Genomic DNA, 18,165 nt, shown 5'->3' with positions numbered 1-18,165 from the left:
AAATTCCTGAAAATTGACCTGAATGGTATAGGATTGGCCGAAAGGACGGGTGGGGCGGGGGATGCGCTGCCGCATGAAAAAAGTGCGGCATGTGTCATGCCGCACCTGAGTCTTCGTTCCATGCCGGATTATTTCCGGTTGTTGTACGCTTCGAGCGCTTTGCCCAGAATGAGCAGCGAGCGTTCGAGGTCCTCTTTCTTGAGGACATAGGCGATGCGGACCTCGTTGCGGCCGCGGGTCGGGTCGGAGTAGAAGCCCGAAGCCGGGGCGAGCATGACGGTCTCTCCCTCGTATTCGAAATCCGAAAGACACCATGCGCAGAAGTCGTCGCTGTCTTCGACCGGGAGCCGCGCCACGGTGTAGAAGGCGCCCATCGGAATCGGCGAATAAACGCCCGGAATGCGGTTGAGACCGTCGATCAGGCACTTGCGGCGTTCGATATACTCTTCGTAGACTTCGGTGCTGTAGGAGCGCGGAGCGTCGATCGAAGCTTCGGCGACGATCTGGCCGATCAGCGGCGGCGAGAGCCGCGCCTGACAGAATTTCATCACCGCGTCGCGCAGTTTTTTGTTCTTGGTGATGAGCGCGCCGATGCGGATGCCGCATTCGGAGTAGCGTTTCGACACCGAGTCGATCAGCACGACGTTCTGTTCGACGCCTTCGAGGTGGCAGGCCGAAATATAGGGCGAACCGGTATAGATGAACTCGCGATAAACCTCGTCGGAGAAGAGGAAAAGATCGTATTTCTTCACCAGATCGCGGATGCGCTCCATCTCCTTGCGGGTGTAGAGGTAGCCCGTGGGGTTGTTGGGGTTGCAGATCAGGATGCCGCGCGTGCGCTCGTTGATCAGTTTTTCGAACTCCGCGACGTCGGGCAGCGCAAAACCCTGTTCGATCGACGAGACGACCGGACGGATCACGGCGCCCGCCGAGATGGCGAAAGCCATATAGTTGGCGTAGGCCGGTTCGGGCACGATGATTTCGTCGCCGGGGTTCAGGCACGACATGAAGGCGAACAACACCGCTTCGGAACCTCCCGTGGTGACGATGATCTCTTCGGGCGAAAGTTTGATCTGGTATTGCTGGTAGTAGCCCGCCAGCTTTTCGCGGAGCGACCGGTAACCGTCGCTGGGGCTGTATTCGAGTACTTTGCGGTCGATCTTCTTCAACGCTGCGAGTCCCGTCTGGGGCGACGGCAGATCGGGCTGGCCGATGTTGAGGTGGTAGATTCTGATTCCCCGCGACCGGGCGGCTTCCGCCAGCGGAACGAGTTTGCGTATCGGAGATGCCGGCATCAGCTCGGCGCGTTGTGAGATTTCGGGCATGCGTGAAAAGGTTTTTGAATGACGCAGCAGACTATTCAAGCTCGATCGTCGGACGAAATTTGACGGCCTTGCGGGGCGGGATCTTCACGGCCGCACTCGTGCGGGGATTGCGGCCTACGCGCGCGGCTTTCTGCTGCACGCTGAACGTTCCGAGACCCGTGAGGGTAAGACGCTCCCCTTCGCGGAGCGACTGTACGGTCACCCGGATAATGGCATCGACGGCTTTGCGCGCGTCGATTTTCGAAATGTTCGCATCGAGAGCGATAGCCTCGACCAACTGCGCTTTGTTCATATTATTTGCGTGTGAAAAGTTGCGTCTCTTCCTAACCTATTGGCAAAGATATGCAATTTTCCTAAAAGTCAAAAATTATAGTGCGGAATTGGAACTTTGCCGCCCTCCGTCGGGAATAAACGGGATAAAGATTTGGCAGAATGGAAAATCCGTGCTACTTTTGTCCCCGGAAAGATGGCAGAGTGGTCGATTGCGGCGGTCTTGAAAACCGTTGAGCTGCGAGGCTCCGGGGGTTCGAATCCCTCTCTTTCCGCCAAAGTACTACGAATCGACAGTAAGAGGGGCTATTCAGCAGCCCCTCTTATCTTTTGGTTGTGATTGTCACCCGTTTTTGGATGCAGCTATCGCTCGCTCAGCTCCTTATAGCGTTCCAGCCGCAGTTCGCAGTAGTTTTCGATTATTTCGGCCGCCTTTTGAACACGATCCATGTGCATCTCCAACTCCTGCGGAGCCATGTAAAACTCGGCGCTGTAAGGTGTTTTCATCAGTATTTGTTTCAGACACGGCAGCGTAAAGATGTTTTCAATATGGTTGTCGTCGAATACCAGCATTAGCTTCGTTGAAAGTGTCCGCATCCGGTCGTGCATCACCACCGGATCGTGGATGTCGAACTCCATCCCGTGATAGACGTAATAGAGCGTATGGTAGAAATAGACTACGGCCTGCGCCGTGAACTGCGCCGCCAGACGCACGTTGCGGCTCTCGACAAACGCATCCTGCGCCTGTTCCAATAGGTCGTTGCCCAGCGTGCGGAAGGTGTCGAAATGGAATCTGGCATCGGCGTAGGACGCGGCGAAATTGCAGGGGTGCTTCGGGCGGCGGAAATGGTGGCGGTCGCTGCAATAGAGTAACTCACCCTCGCTGCGGGCGAAGTAGAGGAACGGCGTCCAATTCGATTCGACATAGTTCAGCGGCAGGATATAGAGATTGATGTAGGTGATCTTGCGGTGGCGGTAGGGCATGCGGTACCGCAGGATGCGTTTGGCCCGAATCCAATCGTATTCGGGTGTTTCGCGCACGACCATCAATAGGTCGTAAGCCATCGCGTCGCTGTGGGGCGTGCCGCCGACCAGTTTGCCGAAAAGCAGGATGTATTCGGGGTCGAAATAGCCGTCGGTCAGGTGGAGGACAATCTGCGCCGCTTCATTGGGGTCGTAAAGTTGTCCGGCGGGGGCGGGGTGATCGGGTTGAAGTTCAGGGACAGATTGTTCCGGAGTGGTGGCGGGCTGTTCTGAGGCGGATTGCGCGTTCGGTTGTCCCGGAACGAGTTGTTGTCCGGGCTGAACGGTTGCGGACGTTTCGGGGACTATGGGTTGCGCAGGATTTTCGTGCGCGGGATTTTGATTCGTTTCCATTTTTGTTCGATTTTTTTAGATTGCAGACGAAGCCTGCGGGGTTTGAAAACATGCGCAGCGTGTTTGCAGACCTCCGCCGGGGACGGCTTCGGTCTGCCGCTGCCGATGGCAGCGAATACGATGGGCATAAAAAGGGCTGTCCTTATCGTGCGACGAGGCACAACAAAGAGAATAACAATTTGGTTAGCAGTCGTTTGCTAATCGGGTGGGGGCCGAAACGAGTGGTTGCACGGCGGAAACCGCCTGCGGCTGGCCTTGCGGCGTGTCTGTACCGGAGTACGGACGGAAGATAGTGTTCGCATAATACAAAAAAAGTGTGCGCAGCTGCGAACACTATCTTCACCTTTTTATGGGCTCAATACAGGTGCCGTTCGCGGGATTGCTCCCCAACGGCTCTGCGCATACTTTTTTCGTGGCTTCCCATATTGAGAATCCTAAAAAGGTATTACTGAAAATAATGTTCGCAGAAGCAAAGGTAAGAAAAAAATGTGATGCAGAATAAATTAAAAGAATTATTCTTATATTTAAATACCCAAGCAAAATAAATTTACTTTTATGAATGAAGAAAAAGAGTGTATTGTCATTATTGACAATTCTAATGTCTGGATTGAAGGTATGAAATTGTCTGCACTGAAAGAAGGCATTAAGTCATCACCTATAAAAGAAAAAGAACCATGTGATTATTCTTGGAGGTTAAGTTTTGGAAATTTATTGAACAAAGTATCAGAGGGCAAAAAAGTTGTAAGTACTTTATTAGTTGGTTCTCGTCCCCCCAAAAATGATAGTTTGTGGACTTCCGCAAAGAAACAGGGCTTTCAAGTTAGTGTTTTTGATAGAAATACTCAAGGAAAAGAAAAAGCCGTGGATGCACAAATCGTTGCTCAAGGGACAAAAATGATATGCACACATCCAAATAAAGGCGTATTGATTTTATTGTCAGGAGATAGTGATTTTATTCCACTACTGGAAATTTGTAATGAATTAGGCTGGGAATCTGAAATATGGGCCTTTAAAAGTGCTCTTCCTTGCGCTAAAAAAATGATACAATATGTGACTCGTGTTAATTATCTTGATTCAATATTTTCTGATATTGGCTATCGTCAAAAGAAAAAATAAATTGAACGGGAATTTGATATTTTAAATTAGAAATATACTTTTGTCTTAACCAAGTGCAACACAGGGTGAAACAATGCAAATCGGCTGTGGGCTATTCGGTGTACTCATATTGAAGTCGAAACACAACAGACTGATATACGGATGATTCAGGGAATGATTCAGGGAATGATTCTGTTCCCTCTCTTTCCGCCAAGGAAGAGTGCGACAATTTAGGTTGCATTCTTTTTTATATGTTTCAATTCGGAGGGGGGGGGATGAAACAAGCCCCGAAAAATCGGGGCTTGTTCTATTGCGGTTATTTGCGTTTCTTGCCTTTGGCGGCGATTCGCTGGGCGGCCGTGACGGTCCGCTTGGGTGTCTTGCGGACGCTTTTGGCGCCCTTGCCTTTGCCGTTCTCGTCGCGGCCCCATGCCGTGCCGTCGTCGAATTTCATGAAGGCCGACCAGTCGAAACCTTCGTTCGACATTTTGCTGAAATCGGGGATTTCCGGACGGGGTTCGGTTTGGATCTTGGTTTTGAGCTTGCGGCGCGGCGCGGCGGATTCGTCGCCGGCGGCCGGGGCGGTTTGTGCCGGGGCGGCCGGTTTCTCCCTGCGGACGGATTTTTTCGGGGCCGGGGCGTATTCCTCTCCGCCGGCGTCGGCCGTTTTCGCGCGCCGGGGTTTGCGGGCTGCGGCTTCCTCGCCGTCGCGGGCGATTTCGGCTATCGGCCGGCGGCCCCGGTTCAGGCGGTTGAGCTTGCGGACGATCTCTTCGGCATCGTGGAACGGCACGCTCACGAACGAGAAGTTGTCCGAGATCTGGACGTCGTTGATGTATTTGTCGCGCAGGCCGCACTTGAACTTGAGCATATCGACCAGCTTGCGCGCCGTGTAGCCGTCGCGTCTGCCCACGGCGAGGAACAGCCGCGCCGTGCCTTTGCGGTCCACCGAGAACGAACGGATTTCGGGGTAGTTGCTCTGGTCGAGTTCGCTGCGGAACGCCAGACGCAATAGGGCGCCCAGCGCCACGTCGGGCGTGTATTCGGCCAGCAGTTCTTCGGCGAACTCCCGGTATCCGTCGTAACTTTCGTTTTCGACGATCTCCTGCATCTCATCCTTGATCTTCAGCCGTTTCATCTCGACGATGTCCTGCGGCGAGGGGAGGGTTTCGCGCTTGATCTCGACCTTGATGTCGCGCATCAGGTTGTTCAGTCCCCGGAATTCGGAGGGCGAGACGAAGGTGATGGCTGTGCCCTGCTTGCCGGCGCGGCCCGTGCGGCCGATGCGGTGCACGTAGCTCTCGGAGTCCTGCGGCAGCGAGTAGTTGATGACGTGGGTCAGATTGCCCACGTCGATGCCGCGCGCCGCCACGTCGGTGGCGACGAGGATATTGACCGAGCGGTCGCGGAACTTGCGGAGTATCTTTTCGCGCTGGGCCTGCGAGACGTCGCCGTGCAGCACCTCGGCGGCATAGCCGCGGGCGGCGAGCCGCGATACGGTTTCGTCGGCCCCGATCTTGGTGCGGGCGAAGATGATGCCGTAGAATTCGGGCTCGACGTCGATGATGCGGGTCAGGGCGTCGAACTTGTCGGCTTCGCGCACCTCGAAGTAGATCTGCTCGGTGAGGTCGGTCGTGAGCTGCTTGTTCTCGACGCGCACGATCTCCGTGTCGCGCATGTAGGTTTTCGAAAGCCGGATGATGCGTTCGGGCATCGTCGCCGAGAAGAGCAGCACGCGCCGCTCCTCGCTGGTGTGGCTCATGATCTCCTCGACGTCCTCCACGAAGCCCATGTTGAGCATTTCGTCGGCTTCGTCCAGTACGAGGTAACGGACGTTTTCGAGTTTCAGCGTGCCGCGGCGGATGTGGTCCCGCACGCGGCCCGGCGTGCCGACGACGATATCGACGCCTTTGGCGAGCCGGCGCAGCTGTTCGCTCATTGCGGCGCCGCCGTAGATGGCGGTGATCGAGAGCCGTTTTTCGCGGTTGTAGGAGAGCAACTCCTCGGCGGCCTGCAGCGCCAGTTCGCGCGTCGGCACGAGGATAATGGCCTGAACCGGTCCGCGGGCGGGTTCGAGTGACTGGAGTATCGGCAGGCCGTAGGCCGCGGTTTTACCCGTACCGGTCTGCGACTGGGCTATGATGTCGTTGGTTTTGGTAAGCAGGTGGGGGATTGTGAGCTTCTGGATTGCGGTGGGCGTCTCGAATCCCTTGGCGCGGACTGCGGTGAGCATCTGCTCGGAAAGCCCCAGTGCGCTGAAATCGTCTGTAATGGTCATGTGCATATTTTAATCGGGGGCAAAGGTACGATAAATAAAGCAGATAGATACTGCGGCGCGCGAAAAAAGATGAAAGTCCGGCGGCGGGCGTTTGCCGGGATGCAGCCGATTTATACCCGATCCGGGCGGTCGGCGCGGTCGATTGAAATATTTTTGTTATATTTGCCCGAATTTTTAATCTAAATAGGATGGCATACAATTTATTGAAAGGCAAGAAGGGCCTTATTTTCGGAGCACTCAACGAGCAGTCGATCGCATGGAAAGTGGCGGAACGCGCCGTTGAAGAGGGTGCCGAAATCGTCCTCACGAATACTGCCGTATCTATTCGCATGGGTACAATCGGCCGGCTGGCTGAAAAATGCAATACGATCGTCGTTCCGGCCGACGCCACGAGCGTCGAGGATCTGGAGAATCTGATCGACAAGACGATGGAACATTTCGGGGGCAAGTTCGACTTCATGCTCCACTCGATCGGCATGTCGCCCAACGTCCGCAAGGGCCGCACGTACGACGATCTGGATTACGATTATCTCTCGAAGACGCTCGATATTTCGGCCATTTCGTTCCACAAGGCGATTCAGGTGGCACGCCGCAAGGACGCCATCAACGACTGGGGTTCGATCGTGGCGCTGAGCTATATCGCCGCGCAGCGTACGCTTTACGGCTACAACGACATGGCGGACGCCAAGGCGCTGCTGGAGTCGATCGCACGCAGTTTCGGCTATATCTACGGTCGTGAGAAGCACGTGCGCATCAACACCGTATCGCAGTCGCCGACCCCGACGACCGCCGGAAGCGGCGTGCTGGGACTGGGCGACCTGATGGAGTTCGCCGAGAACATGTCGCCGCTGGGCAACGCTTCGGCGGAGGACTGCGCCGACTATGTGCTGACGCTCTTCTCGGACCTTACGCGCAAGGTGACGATGCAGAACCTCTACCACGACGGCGGTTTCTCGTCGATGGGTATGAGCCGCCGCGCCATGAAGACCTACGAGAAGGGACTTCGTTTCGACGACGTGCACCAGAATCAGTATCCGTTCGGCGATGGCGAAAAATAGCCGGCGGAAAAGGTCGGAATAAAAAAAGGGGGAAAGTCTCAGACTTTCCCCCTCTTTCGTGTCAATACATATGGTCGTTCCCGCGTATCTCTTCGCGGGTGATCGGCTTGCGGTTCATGGCCCGCCATGCGTACCAGATATAGGCTGCGACGAACGGGATCATCAGCGAGACGACGCTCATCACTTTGAGCGTGAATTCGCTCGACGACGAGTTGTAAATCGTCAGCGACGACTGCATCTCCGCCAGCGACGGGTAGTAGGCCGTGTTGTTCCATCCGGCGCACAGCAGCAGGGCCAGTACCGTCAGCACGGTGCCCGCGCCGCCGAACCAGACGGCGTTGCGCTTCCCGCGCCAGCCCGAATAGATGCTCCACAGCACCGATACCACGCCGATCAGCAGCGCTGCGGCCACGTAGGGCATTTCGAGCATGTTGTGCAGGTATTTATAAGGCTCAGCCGAAATGCGGCCTGCGGCATCGACCGCCAAGCCGTCGGAAAAGAGCAGCCAGACGAAGAACGTCAGGAAGAAGACGAGGAACGGGGCGGCGAGCGTCAGCATGCGCCTGCGGGCGCGGGCGAAGAGCGTCTCGTCGGCAATGTTGTTCATGAAATACTGGCAGGCCAGCATCCCGGCGAGGAACATCACGGCCAGCCCCAGCGCCACGTTGCGCATGTCTCCGAGCGCTTCGAGACCGTGCCACGGCGTGGTCCACTGCGAGATGACCGTTGCGCTGCCGCTGCCTGCGCCGTTGGCCAAGTTGAGGCGGTCCACCGTGAAGTTTGCACCCGTGAAGAGCGTCCCGACGGCCGTGCCCAGCAGCAGGGGACCTGCGATGCCGTTGATCGTCAGGAAGACGTCGAACGTCTTTTCGCCGAAAACGTTGCCCGCCTTGCGGCGGAACTGGTAGGCGACGGGCTGTATGACGAAACTCAGCAGAATGGTCATCCACACATAGTAGGCGCCGCCGAACGAGGTGGAGTAGAAGAGCGGGAACGAGGCGAAGAACGCGCCGCCGAACGTCACGAGCGTCGTGAAGGTGAACTCCCATTTGCGGCCCAGCGAATTGACCAGCATGTTGCGTTCCTCCTCGGTCCTGCCGAGGCTGTAAAGCAGTCCCTGTCCGCCCTGCACGAAGAGCAGGAAGACCAGCAGCGCTCCCAACAGGGAGATGATCAGCCACCAATAATGTTGCAAGAGTGTTATAGTTTCCATAGTAGTTTATTCTTTTTCTTGTTCGGGACCGATTTTAATCTGACGGAACAGAATGCTCAGTTCGGCGATCAGCAGCGCTGTGAAGAGCGCGAGGAAGATGAAGAAAGTGGCCGTGACCGACGTGCTGCCGATCTTCGACGCGGCGATGCCCACGGGCATCAGGTCCTGAATGGCCCACGGCTGCCGGCCGACTTCGGCCAGCACCCAGCCCGCCTGAGACGCGAGGTAGGCCAGCGGTACGGACCATACGGCGATCCATAGCAGCCAGCGTTTGTCCGCCAGCCGGTCCTTGCGGTTTAACCACCAGACGACTCCCAGCAGCAGGATGAAGAAGCATCCGGCGCCCACCATCACGCGGAACGAGTAGAACAGCAGCGGCACGTCGGGAACGATGTCCTGCGGTGCGTCGAGGTAGCCGTAGCCGAAGTAGGCGAAGTATTCGCGCAGGAACTCCTCGCCTTGGGGCGTCGCGGGATCGAATTTGGCGGTGACTTCGTCGATCGTGGCTTGGTCGCCCTCGTCGAGCGCCTTGCGGTAGCGGGCCAGCTCGCCGACGGCCACGCGGCCGCGTTCGATTTTCTCGCCCGCCGACATGACGCCGTACCGCTCGTTGCCGTTCACCAGATCGTTGATGCCCGCCACATAGGCGTCCGCATCGCGGAAACTCATGATGGAGAGCAGTTTCGGAATGTCGATTTTGAAGTAGAACGCGTCTTCGTTCGACGTGCGTTCGGCTTCGGGCTTCACGATGCCGATCGCCGTCAGGGGGGCGCCTTGCGAACCGTCGTAGAGGGCCTCCATGGCCGCGAGTTTCATCGGCTGCACGCGGGCGATGACCGCGCCGGACCGGTCGCCGGTCGTGGCTGTGATCAGCGCGAAGATGAAGCCGAAGGCCGAAGCGATGGCGATGCTCTTGCGGGCCATCTTCTGCTCGCGCCGCCTGAGCAGGTACCATGCGCTGACGCCCACGACGAACAGCGACGCCAGCACGAACGACGAGGTGACGGTGTGGAAGAACTTGTTCATCGCCACGGGCGAAAAGAGCACGTCCCAGAACGAGGTCATCTCGTTGCGCACCGTTTCGAGGTTGAACGTACAGCCTACGGGATACTGCATCCATGCGTTGGCGACCAGAATCCACAGGGCCGAGAGGTTGGCCCCGATGGCCGTGAGCCATGTCGCCGTGAGGTGGAAGCCCTTCGAGACCTTGTTCCATCCGAAGAACATGATGGCGATGAAGGTGCTCTCCATGAAGAAGGCCATGATGCCCTCGACAGCCAGCGGGGCGCCGAAGATGTCGCCCACGAAATGCGAGTAGTTGGACCAGTTGGTGCCGAATTCGAATTCGAGGATGATGCCCGTCGCCACGCCGATGGCGAAGTTGATGCCGAACAGGCGCATCCAGAATTTGGTGGTCCGTTTCCAGAATTCGTCGCCCGTGCGGACGTAGAGGGTCTCCATGATGGCGAGGATGAAGCCCAGTCCCAGCGTGAGCGGCACGAAAAGCCAGTGGTAGATGGCCGTCATGGCGAACTGCGCACGCGACCAATCGACTGTTTGCAAGTAATCGGATAGCATAGATACGGAGTTATTTTTCGGGGGTTAGTTCCTTCATCACCGAGCGGCTGCGCTCTTCGGGGCTTTGGCCGGCCAGAAAATCGGGAAAGAAAAAGAGTTTGAGAATGGCGAACATGATGAACAGCTTGACCAGAATGATGGCCCAGAGTGTCTTGCCTACAGTCATGCTGCGGAAGCCGTCCACATAGAACCGGAACACTTTTTTGAGAGTCTGAACTGCCATTGTGTCTGCATATTTAATCAAAAATAGATAAAAAATCGGAAATAAAAAAGAATGCCGCCCCGAAAAGCCGCACCCGTATATTATCCGGCCGGAAATGCTTATCGCCGGTCATGCCGCAGGCGCTCTTTCGCCCGTCTGCGGGGAGTGTCGTATTTGCTGGGCGCCCGAATTGATTCTGGAAAACGATAAATATTTTCTATATCTTCGGTTGAAAGAAAATTTATTTACTAAGCATTTTGGGGTGGTGTTTTGGGTTAGTCGTCAGATATTCAATATGTTTGTGTTATTGCGCTCTGTAAAAATATTTTATTTGTGTTTATTTTAAAGTAAAAAATATTATTATAAAAGTTTTGTATAATAATTTTAATTATTACATTTGTTGGCGAACATACAATAAATCTGTTCAGAATATATATAAGGTATCCGAACCGAACCAAAACCCAATGCTGACTGAAATATGAAACTAAAATTTCTTGGCTTCGCCCTGCTTGCTGTCTGCGTCTGCGCCGTGTGCTGTATGTGCGGCAGCGATTCGAAAACGCCCGACTATGAATTTCCCGACGGACCTGATCCCGATCCCGACCCTCAGCCGGGCGATTATCCTGCCGGCCTGACCGTAACCGAGTTCACGGACGATCTGGGCGGCGGAAAACAATGTCTCGGATTCGTGGCCGTGGCCGACCTGAAAGCCAATCCCAAACTGCGCTTCAACGCCGTGCATCTGCCGCAGCAGAAAATCCCGTCGCGCATTCATGCCGAATTCGCTTCGGCCAACCGGGGAACGGCTTGTGTGACGATCAATGCCGGGTATTGGTGGGCCGGGAACTCGCTGAGCCTGCTTGTTACCGGCGGTACCGTCAAGTCGATCGAGAATCAGACGGTGACACGTAACAATCAGACGGTTTATCCCGTGCGCTCCTCGTTCGGGCAGATGGCGTCCGGAGGGTTCGAGACGCACTGGATTTACTGCGTTCTCGACGACGGCAACAAGCCTTATGCCTTCCCGTCCGCACTCGACAACGACGAACGTACGAATACGTATATGTCCGCGCCACCGACTTCGAAGACGCCCGGCGCCGTGCTCTGGACGCCGCAGGAAGCCGTCGGAGGCGGTCCGATGCTGGTCAAGGAGGGGAAGAATGTCGCCGTGGAGAATTATTGGAAAGAGGTGTTCGACGGCGGCGGCATCGCCGGGACTTCGCGTCAGCCGCGTACGGCGGTCGGCGCCACGGCCGACGGAAAACTGATCCTGCTGGTGTGCGACGGACGCAATATGCGGGGCAGCGCCGGGTTTACGCTGGCCGAACTGGCCGACAAACTGATCGAGCTGGGTGCCGTCGATGCGGTCAATCTCGACGGCGGCGGATCTTCGACCATGGTCGGCAGCGACGGCAAGGTGCTCAACCGTCCCAGCGACACGGGTAGCGCCGAGGTGATCGTCGAGCGCAAGATTTCGACGGCGGTCGTCATCTCCGAAGTGAACTAATCCATAAAGAATCATATGAAGAAACTTCTCTTTATCTGTCTCGCGGCCTTTGCAGCCGCCTCCTGCACGCAGGAAAAACAGCAGTCGAAACCGCTTTACATGTGGTTCGACTGCGAAGGCAATTACGCTACGCTGAGTCATCCCGATTCGATCCGTTATTACGTGTCCAAAATCCACGACATGGGCTTTACCGATGTGGTGGTAGACGTGAAGTCGATCATGGGCGAAACGCTCTACAAGAGCGACATTGCGCCTTACATGGGCGAATGGGACGGCGTGACCCGTCCTGAGAACTACGATCTGCTGGGCTATTTCATCGAGGAGGGACACAAGCTGGGCATGCGCGTGCACGGTTCGCTCAACGTGTTCGCCGGCGGTCACAACTTCTTCGACCGGGGAATCATCTACGGCGATCATGCAGACTGGCAGTCGCAGGTCTATACGGAAGGGAAGATCGTGCCGATCAGCGAAATAAAGAGCAACTACAACGGCATGCTCAACCCGGCTAATCCCGAAGTGCAGGAGTACGAGCTGGCGATTCTTAGGGAGTTCGCCGAGAAGTATCCCGACGTGGACGGCATCGTCTTCGACCGGGTGCGTTTCGACAATATCACCTCCGATTTCAGTCCGCTGTCGAAGGAGCTTTTCGAAGCCTATGCCGGAACGAAAGTCGCCGATTATCCCGATGATATACTCCGCTGGACGCAGGATGCCGACGGCAAGTGGGACTGGTCGCAGGGCCCGCTGTTCCGCAAGTGGATCGAATGGCGCGCATCGGTTATCAAGGACTTCGTGACCGAAGCCCACAGGCAGCTCAAGGAGATCAATCCCCGGCTGCTGGTCGGCGACTATACGGGCGCATGGTACCCGACCTATTATTACGTGGGCGTCAACTGGGCCAGCGAACAGTTCGATCCCGCCCGCTATTTCGATTGGGCGACGCCCGAATACAGGAATACGGGTTATGCCGACCTGCTCGACATCTATATGACCGGGCTTTACTATACGCTGGTTACCAAAGCCGAAGTCGACAAGGCAAACGGAGTTGTCGGGCAGCGTACCGAAGCGGGAATGTCCGACGAGCAGAATTACTGGTACTGCATCGAGGGCGGCGCCGAATGGGCGAAGAAAATCACCTGCGGCGTGGTTCCCGTGACGGGTTCGATCTATGTCGAGCAGTACGAGGGCGACGCAGCGCAATTCACCCGCGCCGTGGCGCAGGCGCTCCGCGACACCGACGGACTGATGATCTTCGATATCGTCCATATCATCAACCGCGGCTGGTGGTCGGAGCTGGCGGCCGGAATCGCCGAAGGAAGCAACTGATCTGCAACCAATATAAAACACTAAAAACTTAACCTTAAATGTAATTCTATGAAAGAGTTTTTCTCTAGATTCAGAGATTCTCTGGCGGCGAGGACGTGTCTGTGGACATTGTTCCTGCTGTTGGCGGGGGCCGGGACGGCCTTTGCGCAGCCTACCGTCGGGGGTACGGTTACCGATGAACAGGGCAATCCGCTCGTCGGTGTGACCGTGGTGGTCGTGGACTCGAACAAGGGTACGACGACCGACATAAACGGACAGTATTCCATTGCGGTTCCCAAAGGCGGTATACTGGAATTTACGTATATCGGAATGTCCTCACAGAGAATAACTTGTGGGGGGGGGGATTTCCAACCTTGACGTTACGATGAAAGAGGATGCCGCCCGTTTGGACGAGGTCGTCATCCTCGGTTACGGCTCGCAGCGCCGCGCCGACGTGACGGCGGCCGTGTCGCAGATCGACGGTAAGGAACTTCAGAAGATGCCGATGTCCAATATCTCGCAGGGACTGGCCGGCCGTCTGCCGGGTCTTATCTCCGTGCAGAATTCCGGACAGCCCGGTCAGGACCAAGCCAGCATGACCATTCGCGGCGCGAAGTCGGGTATTCTCTATATCGTCGACGGCGTGCAGCGTTCGATCAATGACATCGACCCCAACGATGTGGAGTCGGTATCGCTGCTGAAGGACGGCGCCGCCGTAGCGGTTTACGGTCTCGAAGCAGCCGGCGGTGTGATGATCGTAACGACCAAGAAGGGCAGACAGGGTGCGATGAATCTGACTTACAAGGGGTCCTACGGTGCGTCGTTCAATACCTCGTATCCCGAATTCCTCGACGGTCCGGGTTATGCTTACTGGTACAACAAGGCGCTCGAACTCGACGGTCAGGAGCCGATCTTCACGGCCAAGCATGTACAGATGATGCGCGAAGGCACGAACGGCTGGGGCAACACCAACTGGATCGACGAAATTTTCGGAACCGGTACGATTCAGCAGCACAGCGTCACTTCGACGGGCGGCAGCGACCGGATCAGTTATTTCGCTTCGCTGGGCTATATGAATCAGACCGGTAATGTCAAGAATTTCGATTACGACCGCTACAACCTGCGTACGAATATCGAAGCCAAGATTGCCAAGAGTCTGACCTTTACGTTTGGAGTGGCAGGTCAGATAGGAGATCGGAAGGAACCCGGATTCCCTGCCGGAGGAACTTCCGGCACCAGCGTTTCGACGGCCCCGTGGCTCTCGATTGCCGAGCAGGCCGCCTATGCGCATCCTTATCTGCCGAAGACCTATGACGGACTTCCGACCGCGAGCCAGAATAATTACGGGAATACGATCAATCCGATTGCCGCTACCGAACTGTCGGGCTATTCGAAATCACAGACCGTAGCCGTACAGACCAACGCTGCCCTGCAATGGGATCTTCCGTGGGTAAAGGGTCTCAGCCTGAAGGTTATGGGTGCGTACGACCGCAGCTCTACGACATCCAAAATCCTGAGTACGCCTTACTTCCTCATGTTGGCCAGCACGCCGAATTCGACCAGTCAGGATATCACTTATTCCAAGGCGTCGGATCCGCGCAACGATGCGAACGTCACGACCGGCAAGAAAACCAATAACCTGACCGAAGGATTCTCGCAGTGGCGCCGAATTACCTCTCAGGCCAGCATCAGCTATAAAAATACCTTTGCGGAGAAACACAAAGTCGATCTGTTGGCGCTGATCGAAACCCGCGATTACAAGACCAATAAATTCTCGGCTTCGGGTAAGGACATTCCGTTCCCGCAACTGCCCGAACTGGACCAAGCGACGACTCCGGCAGATAAGCCGATAGGCGGTTCCAGCGACGCTTCGCGTAAGGTCGGACTGGTTTTCCGCGGACAGTACAATTATGCCGATAAATATCTGTTCGAATTCTCAGGACGTTATGACGGGTCTTATAAGTTTATCGGCAACGTTTCGGGACGCCGCTGGGGATTCTTCCCTTCGGTATCGCTCGGATGGCGCATGTCGGAGGAGAACTTCTTCGCTCCCCTGCGCAACGCGGTCGACAACTTCAAACTCCGTGCATCGTTCGGTTCCTTGGGCGACGACTCCGGCTCGGCGGCCTATGCTTTCCTGAGCACGTTCTCCAATGTCAGTACGGCACCGAGCGTCGTTCTCGGCGGCGTGGGGCAGAACGGTATCATGACGTCGCTGGTTGCGAACGAACTTCTGACTTGGGAGCGTAATTATTCCTACAACGTAGGTTTCGATCTGGCGATGTGGAGCGGAAAACTCGGAGTGGAGTTCGATGCTTTCTACAACTATATTTTCGATATTCTGGGATCGAACACCGGAAAACCCGCTTCGATGGGCGGCTATTACCCCACTTACATAAATAACAATGCGCAGGATGTAAAGGGTATCGACGTCAAACTGACTCATCGTAATCACATCGGCAAAGATTTCCAGTATGGCGTGACCGTCAATATGACTTGGGCGAAAGATCGCTGGCTCCGTTATCAGGACAGCCCCAATACGCCCGATTACGCCAAGCGCACCGGCAAGAGCCGCTACATGACGATGGGCTTTATGGCCGACGGCCTGTTCCAGAGTGAAGAGGAGATCGACAATTCGCCGTGGATCTCCGGCTCGCGTCCCCGTGTGGGCGATATCAAATACAAGGATCTCAACGGCGACGGCGCCATTACGTACGATCAGGACCGCGCCTATCTCGGTCGCGGCCAGCGTCCGCAGTTCAACGGCAGTGTCAATCTCAATGCTTCGTGGAAAGGACTTGAATTCGATATTCTGTTTGTCGGGGCTGCCGTTTGCGACGTTTCGCTGACGGGTACTTATTACAACTGGAATGAGGACAATACGATTTTCACCCGTCCGTTCAAGGCCGGCGCCAACTCGCCGCGTTATCTCGTAGAAAAGGCATGGACGCCCGAAAATCCCAATGCGGAGTATCCCCGTCTGTCGCTCAATCCGCCTAACACGAACAACTCCTATGCTTCGTCGTTCTGGTACCGCGACGGAAAGTATCTGCGTCTGAAATCGGTTCATCTGGGCTATACGCTGCCCAAAAACTGGACCAACAAACTGCGCATCCAGAAGGTGAAGGTTTATATCGAAGGCAACAACCTCTGCACATGGTCGGGTCTGCCCGAAGGCGTCGATCCCGAATGGCCGGGCGTGACCAACGGTTACTATCCGCAGCAGCGTACGGTTGTGGGCGGTCTCGAAGTTTCGTTCTAACCGACAAAATTCAAAATCATGAAAAAGAAAATCATAAATATCGTTTTGCTGGCTGCTACGGTCGCCATGACGGGCTGTAACGATTGGCTCGACATGAGTCCGACCAACAAGGTGTCGGAAAAGATCGTATGGAGCGACGTCAATTATGTGACTCAGTATGTCAATGGGTTTTATCCCTACATCTCCCGGTACGGGGCGTTTGAGACCGGCGACAGTCAGGTCGGCCTGACGGACGGCCTGACCGAGACGCTCAAGTTCGGATCCGCCACGCCGGGCACGAACGTGGGGTTTGCCAATATCATCGCTTTCGCCGAGGGCGGACTTGCCGCATCGACGGCCGCTTTCCATTTCGGAGCATGGGATGATACCTACACTCGTATCCGTCGCGTCAACGAGTTCCTTTACGGACTGAAAAAATACGGAAGCAATTTCGACGGCGACACTTACAAGCGTTTCGAGGCCGAGGCCCGGTTCTTCCGCGGATTCCTCTATTTCCAGTTGCTGAAGCGTACTCCGGAGGTGATTCTCTATAACGAGGATTTGCTGGCGATTACCGAGAATAAGGCCCTCTCGACCGAGGAGGAGGGGTGGAATATGGTCGAAAGCGACCTTTCCTATGCCGCCAAGACCCTTCCGGCCAAATGGGACAACGAAGCGGGGCGCATTACTTCCGGTGCCGCGTATGCGATGCTGTCGCGTGCGATGCTCTATGCCAAACGCTGGCAGTCGGCCAAAACCGCGGCTGAAGAGGTATTCAAACTCGGTTATGTGCTGATGCCGGGCAAAACGGCTGCCGATTACGCCAAGGCGTTTACCTCGATGCGCGACGGTAATACGGAGTCGATTCTGGAATACAACTATCTGGTCGGCGGCCCGAACCATAGCTGGGACAAGCTCTTTATGCCGGGCGGCGACAATACGACCATGGGCGGACGGGCCACTCCGACGCAGGAGATGGTCGAGTCGTACGAACTGGCGACGACGGGCGGTTATCCCGACTGGACGCCGTGGCACAATACGACGACCGGTACGACCGATACGCCGCCTTATGCCCAATTGGAACCCCGTTTCCATGCTTCCGTGCTTTACAACGGGTGCGAATGGAAAGGCCGTGCTCTCGAACCTTATGTGAGCGGTAAAGACGGCTATGCCGTTTACGACGACGGTTCGGCGCTCAACGGCCGTACGACCACGGGTTATTATCTGCGCAAAATGCTGAACGAAGGCTATACCGACTATTCGAAAGCCTGTACGCAGCCTTGGATCGCCATTCGTCTGGCCGAAGTCATTCTGAATCATGCCGAGGCGTGCTACATGCTGGGCGCCGACGGTGCGAACGACGACCTGCGCCAGATTCGGGAGCGCGTAGGCCTGCCTTACTCCAATAAGTCCGGCGAGGCGCTGATGGCGGCGATCCGGCAGGAGCGGAAGATCGAACTTTACTGCGAAGGACATCGTTATTGGGACATGCGCCGCTGGAAACTCGCGCATACGGCTTATTCCGGTCAGAACAGCCGCGTACACGGTCTCAAGATCGAAAAGCAGGGTGCCGAGTTTATTTATACCTACGTCGACTGCGACCGTAAGGACCGCCTTTTCGAAGAGAAGCTTTACCGTATTCCGCTGCCTGAAACCGAGCTGAGCAACAATTCGGCCGTCAAGCAGTTCCCTGAGTGGTTATAATCTCTAAAAGAA

13 protein-coding genes, 1 tRNA gene and 1 pseudogene are annotated in these 18,165 nt (G+C 55.9%); 8 read left to right on the top strand and 7 right to left on the bottom strand.

Translation table 11 applies throughout. The annotated features are described in order from the left end of the window. Nucleotides 1-128 precede the first annotated feature (128 nt). Complete coding sequence (locus tag HMPREF9720_RS01645; RefSeq protein ID WP_009596435.1) at nt 129-1,325, bottom strand: pyridoxal phosphate-dependent aminotransferase; 1,197 nt, start codon at nt 1,323-1,325, stop codon at nt 129-131. Nucleotides 1,326-1,356: 31 nt separating this feature from the next. After that, nucleotides 1,357-1,620, bottom strand: a pseudogene (locus HMPREF9720_RS01640) (HU family DNA-binding protein); the annotation flags it as partial. A gap of 165 nt (nt 1,621-1,785) precedes the next feature. Here HMPREF9720_RS01640 and HMPREF9720_RS01635 point away from each other — a divergent pair. Further along, nucleotides 1,786-1,873, top strand: a tRNA-Ser gene (locus HMPREF9720_RS01635). An 85-nt stretch (nt 1,874-1,958) separates the two neighbouring features. On the opposite strand, the gene HMPREF9720_RS01630 is transcribed toward HMPREF9720_RS01635, so the two are convergent. Further along, the gene (locus HMPREF9720_RS01630; RefSeq protein ID WP_009596375.1) at nt 1,959-2,972 is read right to left on the bottom strand and encodes a hypothetical protein; all 1,014 of its coding nucleotides are present in this window, start codon (nt 2,970-2,972) and stop codon (nt 1,959-1,961) included. Nucleotides 2,973-3,527: 555 nt separating this feature from the next. On the opposite strand from HMPREF9720_RS01630, the gene HMPREF9720_RS14920 reads away from it, so the two are divergent. Beyond that, the gene (locus HMPREF9720_RS14920) at nt 3,528-4,088 is read left to right on the top strand and encodes an NYN domain-containing protein (RefSeq protein WP_009596442.1); all 561 of its coding nucleotides are present in this window, start codon (nt 3,528-3,530) and stop codon (nt 4,086-4,088) included. Nucleotides 4,089-4,383: 295 nt separating this feature from the next. On the opposite strand, the gene HMPREF9720_RS01625 is transcribed toward HMPREF9720_RS14920, so the two are convergent. Then, nucleotides 4,384-6,345: a DEAD/DEAH box helicase gene (locus HMPREF9720_RS01625; RefSeq protein WP_009596344.1), complete on the bottom strand. Its 1,962-nt coding sequence runs from the start codon at nt 6,343-6,345 to the stop codon at nt 4,384-4,386. 188 nt (nt 6,346-6,533) lie between these two features. Here HMPREF9720_RS01625 and HMPREF9720_RS01620 point away from each other — a divergent pair, with 188 nt between their 5' ends. Continuing rightward, a complete protein-coding gene (locus tag HMPREF9720_RS01620) occupies nt 6,534-7,403 on the top strand; it encodes an enoyl-ACP reductase FabI (protein ID WP_009596461.1) in 870 nt (289 codons plus the stop codon). Nucleotides 7,404-7,464: 61 nt separating this feature from the next. Here HMPREF9720_RS01620 and HMPREF9720_RS01615 read toward each other — a convergent pair whose 3' ends face one another. Genes HMPREF9720_RS01615 through HMPREF9720_RS01605 form a run of 3 tightly spaced genes read right to left on the bottom strand, consistent with a single transcriptional unit; the run spans nt 7,465 to nt 10,417 of the window. Continuing rightward, on the bottom strand, nt 7,465-8,616 hold the full coding sequence (locus tag HMPREF9720_RS01615) for a cytochrome d ubiquinol oxidase subunit II (RefSeq protein ID WP_009596349.1): 1,152 nt from the start codon (nt 8,614-8,616) through the stop codon (nt 7,465-7,467). A 6-nt stretch (nt 8,617-8,622) separates the two neighbouring features. Further along, nucleotides 8,623-10,194, bottom strand: coding sequence for a cytochrome ubiquinol oxidase subunit I (locus HMPREF9720_RS01610; RefSeq protein WP_009596473.1), 1,572 nt, complete (start codon nt 10,192-10,194; stop codon nt 8,623-8,625). Between the two features lie 10 nt (nt 10,195-10,204). Continuing rightward, entirely contained in the window at nt 10,205-10,417 is a 213-nt protein-coding gene (locus HMPREF9720_RS01605; protein ID WP_009596367.1) for a DUF4492 domain-containing protein, read from the bottom strand. 457 nt (nt 10,418-10,874) lie between these two features. On the opposite strand from HMPREF9720_RS01605, the gene HMPREF9720_RS01600 reads away from it, so the two are divergent. The 5 genes from HMPREF9720_RS01600 to HMPREF9720_RS01585 are packed head-to-tail and all read left to right on the top strand — an operon-like array spanning nt 10,875 to nt 18,153. Continuing rightward, on the top strand, nt 10,875-11,903 hold the full coding sequence (locus HMPREF9720_RS01600; RefSeq protein WP_009596458.1) for a phosphodiester glycosidase family protein: 1,029 nt from the start codon (nt 10,875-10,877) through the stop codon (nt 11,901-11,903). A gap of 15 nt (nt 11,904-11,918) precedes the next feature. Next, entirely contained in the window at nt 11,919-13,229 is a 1,311-nt protein-coding gene (locus HMPREF9720_RS01595; RefSeq protein ID WP_009596345.1) for an alpha amylase family protein, read from the top strand. Nucleotides 13,230-13,277: 48 nt separating this feature from the next. Further along, on the top strand, nt 13,278-13,586 hold the full coding sequence (locus HMPREF9720_RS15755; RefSeq protein ID WP_022043572.1) for a carboxypeptidase-like regulatory domain-containing protein: 309 nt from the start codon (nt 13,278-13,280) through the stop codon (nt 13,584-13,586). A gap of 7 nt (nt 13,587-13,593) precedes the next feature. Beyond that, the gene (locus HMPREF9720_RS01590; RefSeq protein ID WP_229100489.1) at nt 13,594-16,470 is read left to right on the top strand and encodes a SusC/RagA family TonB-linked outer membrane protein; all 2,877 of its coding nucleotides are present in this window, start codon (nt 13,594-13,596) and stop codon (nt 16,468-16,470) included. An 18-nt stretch (nt 16,471-16,488) separates the two neighbouring features. Then, the gene (locus HMPREF9720_RS01585) at nt 16,489-18,153 is read left to right on the top strand and encodes a RagB/SusD family nutrient uptake outer membrane protein (RefSeq protein ID WP_009596361.1); all 1,665 of its coding nucleotides are present in this window, start codon (nt 16,489-16,491) and stop codon (nt 18,151-18,153) included. Nucleotides 18,154-18,165 lie beyond the last annotated feature (12 nt).

It is taken from the genome of Alistipes sp. HGB5 (genome assembly GCF_000183485.2).
GTDB classification, from domain to species: Bacteria; Bacteroidota; Bacteroidia; order Bacteroidales; family Rikenellaceae; genus Alistipes; species Alistipes finegoldii.
The sequence above is the reverse complement of the archived record's forward strand: the minus strand, read 5'-3'. Positions and strand labels throughout refer to the sequence as shown.